This window comes from Streptomyces sp. BA2 (genome assembly GCF_009769735.1).
GTDB lineage: Bacteria > Actinomycetota > Actinomycetes > Streptomycetales > Streptomycetaceae > Streptomyces.
Window position 1 is genome coordinate 2,449,595 of the sequence record NZ_WSRO01000002.1, and the last position, 12,270, is coordinate 2,461,864.

The 12,270-nt window shown below is 69.6% G+C and carries 15 protein-coding genes; 6 read left to right on the plus strand and 9 right to left on the minus strand.

Annotated elements, in window-relative coordinates; genetic code table 11:
- Positions 1-6: 6 nt before the first annotated feature.
- From E5671_RS13665 to E5671_RS13675, 4 genes are all read right to left on the minus strand, one after another.
- A complete protein-coding gene (locus E5671_RS13665; RefSeq protein WP_160504237.1) occupies positions 7-525 on the minus strand; it encodes a SixA phosphatase family protein in 519 nt (172 codons plus the stop codon).
- Positions 526-613: 88 nt separating this feature from the next.
- Positions 614-838, minus strand: a complete 225-nt coding sequence (locus E5671_RS13670) for a hypothetical protein (protein ID WP_160504238.1) — start codon at positions 836-838, stop codon at positions 614-616.
- Positions 839-1,006: 168 nt separating this feature from the next.
- Positions 1,007-1,123 (minus strand): SGM_5486 family transporter-associated protein, encoded by a 117-nt coding sequence (locus tag E5671_RS47020; RefSeq protein WP_150166275.1) that lies wholly within the window; start codon positions 1,121-1,123, stop codon positions 1,007-1,009.
- 104 nt (positions 1,124-1,227) lie between these two features.
- Positions 1,228-2,538 carry a CynX/NimT family MFS transporter gene (locus E5671_RS13675; RefSeq protein ID WP_202121112.1) on the minus strand — a complete coding sequence of 437 codons (1,311 nt, stop codon included), beginning with the start codon at positions 2,536-2,538 and terminating at the stop codon, positions 1,228-1,230.
- Between the two features lie 83 nt (positions 2,539-2,621).
- Here E5671_RS13675 and E5671_RS13680 point away from each other — a divergent pair, with 83 nt between their 5' ends.
- Positions 2,622-3,314, plus strand: coding sequence for a FadR/GntR family transcriptional regulator (locus E5671_RS13680; protein ID WP_160504239.1), 693 nt, complete (start codon positions 2,622-2,624; stop codon positions 3,312-3,314).
- 36 nt (positions 3,315-3,350) lie between these two features.
- On the opposite strand, the gene E5671_RS13685 is transcribed toward E5671_RS13680, so the two are convergent.
- The 3 genes from E5671_RS13685 to fabG form a co-directional block, all read right to left on the minus strand.
- Positions 3,351-3,695, minus strand: a complete 345-nt coding sequence (locus tag E5671_RS13685) for a hypothetical protein (RefSeq protein WP_160504240.1) — start codon at positions 3,693-3,695, stop codon at positions 3,351-3,353.
- Positions 3,696-3,831: 136 nt separating this feature from the next.
- Positions 3,832-4,593 (minus strand): enoyl-ACP reductase FabI, encoded by a 762-nt coding sequence (fabI, locus tag E5671_RS13690; protein ID WP_160504241.1) that lies wholly within the window; start codon positions 4,591-4,593, stop codon positions 3,832-3,834.
- A 5-nt stretch (positions 4,594-4,598) separates the two neighbouring features.
- The gene (gene fabG, locus E5671_RS13695; protein WP_160504242.1) at positions 4,599-5,318 is read right to left on the minus strand and encodes a 3-oxoacyl-[acyl-carrier-protein] reductase; all 720 of its coding nucleotides are present in this window, start codon (positions 5,316-5,318) and stop codon (positions 4,599-4,601) included.
- A 185-nt stretch (positions 5,319-5,503) separates the two neighbouring features.
- Here fabG and E5671_RS13700 point away from each other — a divergent pair, with 185 nt between their 5' ends.
- From E5671_RS13700 to tyrS, 3 genes are all read left to right on the plus strand, one after another.
- Positions 5,504-7,027 (plus strand): metallopeptidase TldD-related protein, encoded by a 1,524-nt coding sequence (locus E5671_RS13700; protein WP_160504243.1) that lies wholly within the window; start codon positions 5,504-5,506, stop codon positions 7,025-7,027.
- An 85-nt stretch (positions 7,028-7,112) separates the two neighbouring features.
- Positions 7,113-8,507 carry a metallopeptidase TldD-related protein gene (locus E5671_RS13705; RefSeq protein ID WP_160504244.1) on the plus strand — a complete coding sequence of 465 codons (1,395 nt, stop codon included), beginning with the start codon at positions 7,113-7,115 and terminating at the stop codon, positions 8,505-8,507.
- A 63-nt stretch (positions 8,508-8,570) separates the two neighbouring features.
- The gene (gene tyrS, locus E5671_RS13710; RefSeq protein ID WP_160504245.1) at positions 8,571-9,848 is read left to right on the plus strand and encodes a tyrosine--tRNA ligase; all 1,278 of its coding nucleotides are present in this window, start codon (positions 8,571-8,573) and stop codon (positions 9,846-9,848) included.
- A gap of 95 nt (positions 9,849-9,943) precedes the next feature.
- Here the strand turns inward: tyrS and E5671_RS13715 are convergent, their stop codons facing one another.
- Positions 9,944-10,219: a GlsB/YeaQ/YmgE family stress response membrane protein gene (locus tag E5671_RS13715; protein ID WP_160504246.1), complete on the minus strand. Its 276-nt coding sequence runs from the start codon at positions 10,217-10,219 to the stop codon at positions 9,944-9,946.
- A gap of 215 nt (positions 10,220-10,434) precedes the next feature.
- Between E5671_RS13715 and E5671_RS13720 the strand changes: the two genes are divergently transcribed.
- Positions 10,435-10,824, plus strand: a complete 390-nt coding sequence (locus E5671_RS13720; RefSeq protein WP_160504247.1) for a DUF3099 domain-containing protein — start codon at positions 10,435-10,437, stop codon at positions 10,822-10,824.
- Between the two features lie 188 nt (positions 10,825-11,012).
- Positions 11,013-11,228, plus strand: a complete 216-nt coding sequence (locus E5671_RS13725) for a hypothetical protein (RefSeq protein WP_160504248.1) — start codon at positions 11,013-11,015, stop codon at positions 11,226-11,228.
- Positions 11,229-11,234: 6 nt separating this feature from the next.
- Here E5671_RS13725 and moaA read toward each other — a convergent pair whose 3' ends face one another.
- The gene (moaA, locus tag E5671_RS13730; protein WP_160504249.1) at positions 11,235-12,242 is read right to left on the minus strand and encodes a GTP 3',8-cyclase MoaA; all 1,008 of its coding nucleotides are present in this window, start codon (positions 12,240-12,242) and stop codon (positions 11,235-11,237) included.
- Between the last annotated feature and the right edge of the window lie 28 nt (positions 12,243-12,270).

Genomic DNA, 12,270 nt, shown 5'->3' on the forward strand with positions numbered 1-12,270 from the left:
CCGGGGTTAGTCAGAAGGCGCCCAGTAGTCGGCGAGCGTGCCGACGCCGGGCTCCAGGGCTTTCCATGAGCCGGAGTACGTCAGGACCGCGAAGGCCGAGGTCGGGAAGCCGCGGCGGTCCATCCGCGTACGGGCATCGCCCTCGGCGTCACCCGCGAGGATGTCGGCGAGCCCCTGCACCCCAGGGTTGTGGCCGATCAGTACGACGTTCTGTACGTCGTCCGGGGTTTCGTTGAGCACGGCGATCAGCTCGCCCGGAGAGGCTTCGTACAGCCTCTCCTCGTAGACGGTCTTGGGCCTGTGCGGCAGCTCATGGACGGCGAGCTTCCATGTCTCGCGGGTCCTGGCGGCGGTCGAGCAGAGGGCCAGGTCGAAGGGGATGCCACTGTCGGCCAGCTTGCGCCCGGCGACGGGGGCATCCTTGCGGCCTCGCTCCGCGAGCGGCCGCTCGTGGTCGGACACCTGCGGCCAGTCGGCCTTCGCATGCCGGAAGAGGATAATCCTGCGGGGTTCTGCGACGCTCATGCGTCCCAGCTTCGCATGAAAGGCGGCAGCGGGCGCAAGGAGTTGGCGTGCTCCCCCGGCACGGGTGACGGCGTTGACCTGGGGCAGATCACGGGGTCGTACGGAAGACCGTCTCCTGGATGCGCTCGAGCACGTGCGTGACCACCGGCTCGCCGCTCGTCGCATGTGCGTCGGCGGGGTTCAGTATCAGCAGGAGCAGAGCCGCGAAGGCGACGGCGGGCAGAGCGATCGCCCACCACGGAAGCTGGATCTCGACGCTCGCGGAGTCCGTGCGGGCTCCCGGGTCGCGCCGAGTGTGCGAACGGGCCGACATGCCGCCTCCGTGGTCTTCGAGTCCTCCGTGCCGCGTCCTCGCGGGCACATCTCGAAGGTACGGATCCGGCGACCCTCAGCACATCCGGTGATCCACCCACTTGACCCTGACACTGACCCCCTAGGGGATGGTGGTGCTAACCCCACCATCGGCCCCGCCGGGGGCAGTTCACGGCGAGGCGATGGAGGCGATGATCCCGATGATCACGGTGATGGCCAGCATCGAGCCGAGCACGATGAGCAGCTTCTTCTGGCCGTTCTGGGGGTTTGGGTCGAGCACTGGCATGGGGGAAGTCTCGCACCCTTTGTCCGGGGGGTCACCGCCGGGGTCACCTGCGGGGTCACCGCCGGGGGTCGGTCAGGCACCTCCAGGGTCAACCACCTCCAGGGTCAGGCAGCCGCAGCGACCTCGTCCTCGACCGTGCGGTTGCGGCCCGCCAGGATGCCCACCACGATCTGCGGCACCATCAGACCCGCCATGAGCGCGATCGGCAGCCCCCAGCCGCCGCTGTGCTGATAGAGCACGCCCACCAGGAGCGGCCCCGGGATCGAGATCAGATAGCCCGTGCTCTGCGCGAAAGCCGAGAGCTTGGCGACGCCCACGCTGCTCTTGGCCCGCATGCCGACCATGGTGAGGGCCAGCGGGAAGGCGCAGTTGGAGACGCCGAGCAGCAGGGCCCACGCCCAGGCTCCGCTCTCGGGGGCGAGGTAGAGGCCCGCGTATCCGGCGAGGCCGCAGGCGCCGAGCACGACCACCACGGGGCCCTGGTTCGGCAGCCGTGTGGCGACCCGAGGGATCACGAAGGCCAGCGGCACGCCCATCGCCATGGTGACGGCGAGGAGCACACCGGCCTCCCCCGCCGGGACCCCGGCGTCGCGGAAGATCTGCGGCATCCAGCCCATCGTGATGTACGCGGCGGTGGCCTGGAGCCCGAAGAAGCAGGCCAGCGCCCACGCCGTACGGCTGCGTGTGATGCGCAGCCCGGCGTCTTCCTTGCGCACCTGGGAGCTGACGTGCTCCGGGGCTGCGGACGCCGCGCTCTTGTCCCGCACGAGCGGCACCCACGGCACGACGGCGACGACGGCGAGCGCCGCCCACACCGCGAGCCCGGACTGCCAACTGCCGCCCAGCGCATCGGTCATGGGCACGGTGATGGCCGCGGCGAGCGACGTGCCGAGCGCGAGCGCCATCGAGTAGAGCCCGGTCATCGGGCCGACCCGGTCGGGGAACCAGCGCTTGACGATCACCGGCATCAGGACGTTGCTGACCGCGATGCCCATGAGGGCGAGCGCGCTTGCCGCGAGGAAGCCGACGGTGCCGCCGAGGAAGGGGCGGATCGCCAGGCCCGTGGCGATGGCGACCATGCCCGCGCAGACCACCGCGCTGGGGCCGAACCGGCGGGCGAGCCGCGGCGCCATCACACCGAAGACCGCGAAACAGAGCGGCGGAACGGAGGTGAGCAGTCCGGCGAGCGTGCCGCTCATGCCGAGCCCGTCACGCACCTCTTCGAGGAGCGAGCCGAGGCTGGTGATGGCCGGACGGAGGTTGAGGGCGGCGAGGACGATGCCGACGATGACGAGACGCGTCGCCCACGCGCGCGTGGGGGGCTGTTTCTCAGCTGCCCCGCTCGCCGCGTCGGTACGTATCGGTGTCGTCGGTGTCGGTGTCGGTGTCATCGTCCTGGTTTCCTCACTAGCCATGGAGCCATCATAGAATCATGGGATGATTGGCTGTCCAATCAGTTGCCCATCAGTTGCCCTCACATCGCGCGCGAAGGAACGTCATGCCGCTGACCACCCCTCACCGTTCGGCGCTCTCCGAGCAGGTCATCGCCGAGCTGCGTAACCAGATCTCGTCGGGAGAGTGGCCGGTCGGCTCCCGCATCCCCACGGAGCCCGAGCTGGTCGAACAGCTGGGCGTGGCGCGCAACACCGTCCGGGAGGCGGTCCGCGCCCTCGCGCACAACGGCCTTCTCGACATCCGCCAGGGCTCGGGCACGTACGTGGTCGCGACGAGCGAGCTGGCCGGTGTGATGCAGCGCAGGTTCGCCGACGCGGAGCCGCGGCACATCGCGGAGCTGCGCAGCACGCTGGAGTCGAGCGCGGCGAAGCTGGCCGCGCAGCGGCGTACGGAGCGTGACCTCAAACAGCTCGACGCCCTTCTGGAGCGCCGCGAGGAGGCCTGGGCGTCCGGCGACGCGGAGGCCTTCGTCTCCGCCGACGCGACCTTCCACCTGGCCGTGGTGGCCGCGTCCCACAACGACGTGATGACGGCGATGTACGCCGACCTCGGCGAGGTGCTGCGGGACTGGCTGCGCGAGGACGTCGGCGAGAAGCTGACCCCCGAGAGCCACATGGACCATGCCCGGCTCGTCGACGCGATCCGGGAGAACGACGCGGAGGCGGCTGCCAAGGAGGCCGCCGGCTACCCCTTCATGTGCCGCCCGGAGCTGTTCGACGACCCCGCGCGGCCGTGAGCCCCCGCGCCCTCACCAGCCCCGGAGCCCTCACCTTCACCTCTGGTGGCTGACCCAGACCGACCTGACGTCTTTCCAGCACCGTCCGGTGAGCCGCACCGTCTGAGCGGGCCCTGCCTCCACGGAGACACCGTCGCTGTCGATGTCCCACCACTGCTCGCACTCCACGTGCAGCCGGACCCGGTCGGTCTCGGGGTACGGGTTGTGGCAGTGGGCGACCGCGTCCGAGCCCTCGACCCTGATGCGGCACTCCGAGCCGAAGGGCCGCGGTTTCGCCGCCTCGACCGCCTCCACGCGCGCGCGTGGAGGCTTCGCCTCTCCGACGGCATGCGACGCGGCGCCGTACGGCAGGGCGATCAGCAGGGTGAGAGCGGCGAGCACCGCAGGAGGTGACGGGCGCACACCTCAGGGTGCGCGGTTCCGCACCGACCGCGCCTGGCCAGGGGGCCGAACGGGTGACGCCCCGCCTCCCGCGCAGCGCGGGGGACGGGGCGTCAGAAACGTACGAAATGCCTGCTCAGGCACCCATCATGTGCACGCCGCCGTCGACGTGGATGATCTCGCCCGTGGTCTTCGGGAAGAAGTCCGAGAGCAGCGCGACGATGCCGCGGCCCGCGGGCTCCGGGTCGGCCATGTCCCACTCCAGCGGGGAGCGGGTGTTCCAGACGTCGGCGAGGTCGGCGAAGCCCGGGATGGACTTGGCCGCCATGGAGCCGATCGGACCCGCCGAGATCATGTTGCAGCGGATGTTCTCCTTGCCCAGGTCGCGGGCGAGGTAACGGCTCGTGGCCTCGAGGGCGGCCTTGGCCGGGCCCATCCAGTCGTACTTCGGCCAGGCGAACTGCGCGTCGAAGGTGAGGCCGACGACCGAGGCGCCGTCCTCGAACAGCGGACGGCAGGCCATCGTGAGCGACTTCAGGGAGAACGCCGAGACGTGCATCGCCGTCGCGACGTCCTCGAAGGACGCCTCGAGGAAGTTGAAGGCACCCTGCGGGGCGAAGCCGATGGAGTGCACGACGCCGTCGAGGCCGCCGAGCTCGTCCTTGACCAGGCCCGCGAGCCGGTCCAGGTGCTCCTGGTTGGTCACGTCGAGCTCGATGACCTTGGCGGGCTTGGGCAGCTTCTTGGCGATGCGCTCGGTGAGCGTGGGCCGCGGGAAGGCGGTGAGGATGACCTCGGCGCCCTGCTCCTGCGCGACCTTGGCCGCGTGGAACGCGATGGAGGACTCCATCAGAACGCCCGTGATCAGGATCTTCTTGCCGTCGAGAATTCCGCTCATGGTGATCAGTGACCCATGCCCAATCCGCCGTCAACGGGGATGACGGCTCCAGTGATGTACGACGCGTCGTCCGAGGCGAGGAACTTCACCGCTGCGGCGATCTCCTCGGGCTGCGCGTAACGGCCGAGCGGCACCTGCGCCATGATGTTCGACCGCTGCTCGTCGGTGAGCGCCTTGGTCATGTCGGTGTCGACGAAGCCGGGCGCCACGACGTTGAAAGTGAGGTTGCGCGACCCGAGCTCACGGGCCAGCGAGCGCGCGAAGCCGACCAGGCCCGCCTTAGAGGCGGCGTAGTTCGCCTGCCCCGGGCCGCCCATCAGACCGACGACGGAGGAGATCAGCACGACGCGGCCCTTCTTGGCGCGCAGCATGCCGCGGTTGGCACGCTTCACGACACGGAAGGTGCCGGTGAGGTTGGTGTCGAGGACGGACGTGAAGTCCTCCTCGGACATCCGCATGAGGAGCTGGTCCTTGGTGATACCGGCGTTGGCCACCAGGATCTCGACCGGACCGTGCTTATCCTCGATCTCCTTGTAGGCCTGCTCCACCTGCTCGGCGTCAGTGATGTCGCACTTGACGGCGAGGACTCCGAGCTCCGTGAGGACCTGGGGCGGTTCACCCGAGCGGTAGGTGACCGCGACCTTGTCACCGGCGTCGGCGAAGACGCGGGCGATGGCGAGGCCGATGCCCCGGTTTCCTCCGGTGACGAGAACCGAGCGGCTCAACGGATCACCCTTTCGATAGCGGTCTGGTACCTCGAAAACCTATCGGTACCGTGCTCCATACGGAGAATCGACGACCGACAGTGGCGTACCGGACTCACTGTCGGGTCCCTACAGAAAACTCTGGCCGCCGGGCCCTCACGCGCGACATGATCTGAACGACCGGTGCCGACAGCAGGGAGACATCCGTGCCTCATTCCATCGATGAAGCCTTCACGGCGCTGCCGCTCAGGGCCCTCGCCGACGCCGCGCTGGCACGCGCGCGTGCCCTGGGCGCGGACCACGCGGACTTCCGCTTCGAGCGGGTACGCAGCGCGTCCTGGCGACTGCGGGACGCCAAGCCGTCCGGCACATCGGACACCACGGACCTCGGCTACGCGGTCCGTGTCGTGCACGGCGGGACCTGGGGGTTCGCCTCGGGCGTCGATCTGACGATGGACGCGGCGGCGAAGGTCGCGTCCCAGGCCGTGGCGATGGCGAAGCTTTCGGCCAAGGTCATCAAGGCGGCGGGCTCCGACGAGCGCGTGGAACTCGCGCACGAGCCGGTGCACTCCGAGCGGACCTGGGTGTCGTCGTACGAGATCGATCCCTTCTCCGTGCCGGACGAGGAGAAGAGCGGGCTGCTCGCCGAGTGGAGCTCGCGGCTCCTCGCCGCCGACGGCGTCTCGCACGTCGACGCCTCACTCCTGACCGTGCACGAGAACAAGTTCTACGCGGACACGGCGGGGACGGTGACGACGCAGCAGCGGGTCCGCCTCCATCCGCAGCTCACCGCGGTCGCGGTCGACGGGTCCAGCGGCGAGTTCGACTCGATGCGGACCATCGCGCCGCCGGTCGGGCGCGGTTGGGAGTACCTCACAGGGACCGACTGGGACTGGGACGCGGAGCTCGCGCGCATCCCGGAGCACCTCGCCGAGAAGATGCGGGCGCCGAGCGTGGAGGCCGGCTCGTACGACCTGGTCGTCGATCCCTCCAACCTCTGGCTGACCATCCACGAGTCCATCGGCCACGCCACCGAGCTGGACCGCGCGCTCGGATACGAAGCTGCGTACGCGGGGACGTCGTTCGCCACCTTCGACCAGCTCGGCAAGCTCGCGTACGGCTCCTCGATCATGAATGTGACGGGTGACAGGACGGCCGAGCACGGCCTGGCCACCATCGGGTACGACGACGAGGGCGTGGCCGCGCAGTCCTGGGACCTGGTGAAGGACGGCACCCTGGTCGGCTACCAGCTGGACCGGCGCATCGCGAAGCTCACCGGCTTCGAGCGGTCCAACGGCTGCGCGTACGCGGACTCCCCCGGCCATGTGCCGGTGCAGCGCATGGCGAACGTGTCGCTCCAGCCTGATCCTGGCGGGCTCTCGACGGAGGACCTGATCGGGGGCGTCGACCGGGGCATTTACGTCGTAGGGGACCGTTCATGGTCAATTGACATGCAGAGGTACAACTTTCAATTCACGGGGCAGCGTTTCTACCGCATCGAGAACGGCCGCATCACCGGTCAGCTGCGCGATGTCGCGTACCAGGCGACGACCACCGACTTCTGGGGTTCGATGACGGCGGTCGGCGGCCCGCAGACGTACGTGCTCGGCGGCGCCTTCAACTGTGGCAAGGCCCAGCCGGGCCAGGTCGCGGCGGTCTCGCACGGCTGCCCCTCCGCCCTGTTCCGGGGCGTGAACATCCTCAACACGACGCAGGAGGCGGGCCGATGAGCGGCGGCAACCACGGAATCGGCCGGGGGTCCGGGGGTTGTCCCCCGGGAAAGCACAGTCTCAACACGACGCAGGAGGCGGGTCGATGACCTCTCGTACGAACAAGCCGCACGAGATCGTCGAGCGCGCCCTCGAACTGTCCACCGCCGACGGCTGCGTCGTCATCGCCGACGAGCACTCGACCGCGAACCTGCGCTGGGCGGGCAACGCCCTGACCACGAACGGCGTCACCCGCGGCCGCACCCTCACCGTCGTAGCGACCGTCGACGGCAAGGAGGGCACGGCCTCCGGCGTCGTCTCGCGCTCGGCCGTGACCGCGGACGATCTGGAACCCCTCGTACGCGCCGCCGAGCACGCCGCGCGCGGGGCGGGTCCCGCCGAGGACGCGCAGCCGCTGGTGGCCGGGGCCGAGGAGTCCGCGGACTTCAGGGACGCGCCCGTCGAGACGTCCTCCGCGGTCTTCGCGGACTTCGCCCCGGCGCTCGGTGAGGCGTTCGCCACGGCCCGCGCGGGCGGGCGCGAGCTGTACGGCTTCGCGAACCACGAGCTCGTATCGAGCTATCTCGGTACGTCGACGGGGCTGCGCCTGCGGCACGACCAGCCCAATGGCACCCTGGAGCTCAACGCCAAGTCCCCCGACCGTACGAAGTCGGCGTGGGCGGGGCGTGCGACACGGGACTTCAAGGACGTCGATCCGGCGGCGCTCGACACCGAGCTCGCCAAGCGCCTGGGGTGGGCCCAGCGGCGCATCGATCTGCCGGCCGGGCGGTACGAGACGCTGCTTCCGCCGACCGCCGTCGCCGACCTGCTGATCTACCAGCTGTGGTCGGCGTCGGCCAGGGACGCGGCCGAGGGCCGGACCGTGTTCTCCAGGCCCGGCGGCGGCACCCGTGTCGGCGACCGGCTCGCCGAGCTGCCCCTGACGCTGCGCAGCGACCCGAACGAGCCGGGCCTCGAGTCCGCCCCGTTCGTGCTCGCGCACGCCTCGGGCGGCGACTCGTCCGTCTTCGACAACGGGCTTCCGCTGGCCGCCACCGACTGGGTGCGCGCGGGCGAGCTCGCTCATCTGACCAGCACCCGGCACAGCGCGTCCCTGACCGGTCTGCCGGTGGCCCCCGCCATCGACAACCTCATCCTCGACGGCGGCACCGACCGCTCCCTGGAGGAGATGGTGGCGAGCACGGAGCGCGGGCTGCTCCTGACCTGCCTCTGGTACATCCGCGAGGTCGACCCCGCGACCCTGCTGCTCACCGGCCTCACCCGGGACGGCGTCTACCTCGTCGAGAACGGCGAGGTCGTGGGCGAGGTGAACAACTTCCGCTTCAACGAGTCGCCGGTGGACCTGCTCAGCCGGGCCTCGGAGGCCGGGCGCACGGAAAAGACGCTGCCCAGGGAGTGGGGCGACTGGTTCACTAGGGCCGCGATGCCCGCCCTGCGCATCCCGGACTTCAACATGAGCTCGGTCAGCCAAGGCGTGTGACGCCCATAGACTGGCCGGTACCGGCCAGAAACCTTTCAGAACCTTCCGAGGAGACACAAGACCGTGACGGACATCGTCGACGAGCTGAAGTGGCGGGGTCTTTTCGCCCTGTCCACGGACGAAGATGCACTGCGCAAGGCGCTCGCGGACGGCCCCGTCACGTTCTATTGCGGCTTCGACCCGACCGCGGCCAGCCTGCACGTCGGGCACCTGGTGCAGGTCCTCACCGTCCGCAGGCTCCAGCAGGCGGGCCACCGCCCGCTGGCGCTCGTCGGCGGCGCCACGGGGCAGATCGGTGACCCGCGGCCGACCGCCGAGCGCACCCTGAACGACCCGGAGACGGTCGCGAACTGGGTGGCGCGGCTGCGCGGGCAGATCGAGCCGTTCCTGTCCTTCGAGGGCGAGAACGCCGCGGTGATGGTCAACAACCTGGACTGGACCGCGGGGATGTCCGCGATCGAGTTCCTGCGGGACATCGGCAAGCACTTCCGCGTGAACAAGATGCTGACCAAGGACTCCGTGGCCCGCCGCCTGGAGTCCCAGGAGGGCATCTCGTACACGGAGTTCAGCTACCAGCTGCTCCAGGGCATGGACTTCCTTGAGCTCTACCGTCGCTACGGCTGCACGCTGCAGACCGGCGGCAGCGACCAGTGGGGCAACCTCACGGCGGGCATCGACCTGATCCACCGCCTGGAGCCGGACGCCACGGTGCACGCCGTCGGCACACCGCTGATGGTCAAGGCGGACGGCACCAAGTTCGGCAAGTCCGAGAGCGGCGCCGTCTGGCTCGACCCGCAGATGACCATGCCGTACGCGTTCTACCAGTTCTGGCTGAACGTGGACGACCGGGACGTCTCGACGTACATGCGCATCCTCAGCTTCAAGTCCCGCGAGGAGCTCGAGGAGATCGAGAAGCTCACCGAGGAGCGTCCGCAGGCCCGCGCGGCCCAGCGCGCGCTCGCCGAGGAGCTGACGACGCTGGTGCACGGCGCCGACCAGTGCGCCGCGGTCATCGCCGCGTCCAAGGCGCTGTTCGGCCAGGGTGAGCTCGGCGACCTCGACGAGGCGACGCTGAGCGCGGCCCTCTCCGAGCTGCCGCGCGTCCAGGTCGCCGAGCTCGGCCCGGTGGTGGACCTCCTCGCGGAGGTCGGCCTGGTGGCGAGCAAGTCAGCGGCCCGGCGCACGGTCAAGGAGGGCGGGGCCTACGTGAACAACGCGAAGGTCGCGTCCGAGGACGCCGTCCCGTCCCGCGACGAGCTCCTGCACGGGCGCTGGCTGGTGCTGCGCCGGGGCAAGAAGAACCTGGCGGCTGTCGAGGTCACTGCGGTCACCGCGGGCTGACCCGCATCCCCGCACCCGCACAAGAGGGGCCGGCCCGTATGGACCGGCCCCTCCCGCATGCCGCTTACGCGCAGGTCAGGCCGCTTACGCGTAGGTCAGGCCCGTTGCCTGTTGCCCTTGATCATCTTGTACGCCATGTCTCCGACGCCCACGACGACGAGGGCGGCCGCGAGCTGCAGGGCGTGCCGCCCCCAGTCGATGCCTTTGGTTTCCTCGATGCCGAACGCCCCGGCAAGCGAATTGCCGATGATGGCACCGATGATGCCGAAGATGGTGGTCAGCCAGAGCGGACTGTGCTGCTTCCCGGGCAGGATCGCCTTGGCGATCAGCCCCAGCACGAATCCCACGACGATGGCCCACAACCAGCCCATAGCTGCCTCCTCGTTCGGCTCAACATGAGCATTACGGCCAGTCTCGACCGATCCTCCATACGGCGCATGTCGGGCACCCCCATACGTGGCATGACGCAGACAGGACACCGAGAAGAGGCCTGCCCCGGTCTCGAAGGCTGCGCAGCCCAGGCGTAACGTGGAGCGGGTCCGGGCCGGGGAGAGCCCGGCTTCTTGTGAGCAGGCGGTGGAATGTGATGCGGAAGCAGAGCGGCGCCCAGGTCTTCCGGATCACAGGGGCCCGGCAGGGACTCGCGGACGACGTGCGCGGCAGGCAGCGGCGGTACGTGATCTCGATGTCGATCCGTACTCTTTCGGTCATTGCCGCGGCGGTGCTGTGGAACGTCGAGCGGCATGTCGCCCTCGTCGCTCTGGTGCTCGGCATCCTCCTCCCGTACATCTCCGTCGTGATCGCCAACGCGGGGCGGGAGAACATCCCTTCGCTGCCGTCGACCTTCGTACCGGCACCGTCCCGGCCGATGCTCGCTCCACCGCCCCTGCTCGACGAGTCCGCGGAACCCGTCCCGGAAGCCGGCACGGGCCCCGCGCCGGGCGAGCCCAACGCCCCGTCCGGTCACCAGAACTGACCGTCGACGTTGCGCCAAGCTCAAGAAAAGCTCAGATCAATCATGAAGTTCCGGTGCCAGGCACCGGGTCCCCCATGACATACTTCGTACGCGCTCCGCATCCCCCGTCGGAGCGACAGACCGACGCCGGGCAGCTCCCCCCGTGGCTGCTCGGCGTCGCCTTGTTTTGAACGCACTTGGACGTACTCGTGAGCGACGAAACACCGATCTGTTCCGCCAAGGGCTGCCGCGCCGCCGCGGTGTGGGTGCTGGCGTGGAACAACCCGAAGATCCACACTCCGGAGCGCCGCAAGACGTGGCTCGCCTGTGAGGAACACCGCGAGCACCTCTCCCAATTCCTGGGCGTACGCGGCATGTTGAAGGACGTCGTGACGCTGGCCGAGTGGGAAGCCCCGGAGAGCTAGCGCGAGCTAGCCGCCGATCGCCGACATCGGGCGGTCGGGCTGCAGGAACGTCGGGTCGTCGAGGCCCGAGCCCGCCTTCTTGCCCCACATCGCGAGCTTCCATATGCGCGCGATCGCCTCGTCAGAGCCCTCGGAGCTGCCCTCGCCGTTCGCCCTCAGGGCCGCTCTCAGGTCGGTCTCCTCGGTGGCGAACAGGCAGGTGCGGACCTGGCCGTCGGCCGTCAGGCGGGTGCGGTCGCAGGCCGAGCAGAACGGGCGGGTGACGGAGGCGATGACGCCGACGCGATGCGGGCCGCCGTCCACGATCCAGCGCTCGGCCGGCGCGGAGCCGCGCTCGCCGGAGCCCTCCTCGGTGAGCTCGAAGCGCGTACGCAGTGAGGTCAGGATGTCGCCTGCGGTGATCATGCCGTCGCGCTTCCAGCCGTGCTGGGCGTCGAGCGGCATCTGCTCGATGAACCGCAGTTCGTAGTCGTTCTCGACGGCCCAGGCGAGCAGGTCCGGGGCCTCGTCGTCGTTCAGGCCCGGCATCAGGACCGTGTTGACCTTGACGGGGGTCAGGCCCGCGTCACGGGCGGCCTCGAGCCCTTCGAGGACGTCCTTGTGGCGGTCGCGGCGGGTGAGGGTCTTGAAGGCGTCCGGGCGCAGGGTGTCCAGGGAGACGTTCACCCGGTCGAGGCCCGCGGCCTTCAGGGCGGCGGCGGTGCGCTTGAGGCCGATGCCGTTCGTCGTCAGGGACATCTTGGGGCGCGGCTCCAGCTGCGCACAGCGCTCGACGATGCCGACGAGGCCGGGGCGCAGGAGCGGCTCGCCGCCGGTGAAGCGGACCTCGGTGATGCCGAGCTGCGTCACGGCGATCCTGATGAGGCGGACGATCTCGTCGTCGCTGAGGAGCTCGGACTTGGACAGCCACTGCAGGCCCTCTTCAGGCATGCAGTACGTGCACCGCAGATTGCACTTGTCGGTCAGCGAAACCCGCAGATCGGTGGCCACTCGGCCGTAGGTGTCGATGAGCACGTGGGCCCCCTCCCTGATCCTGTTCAGC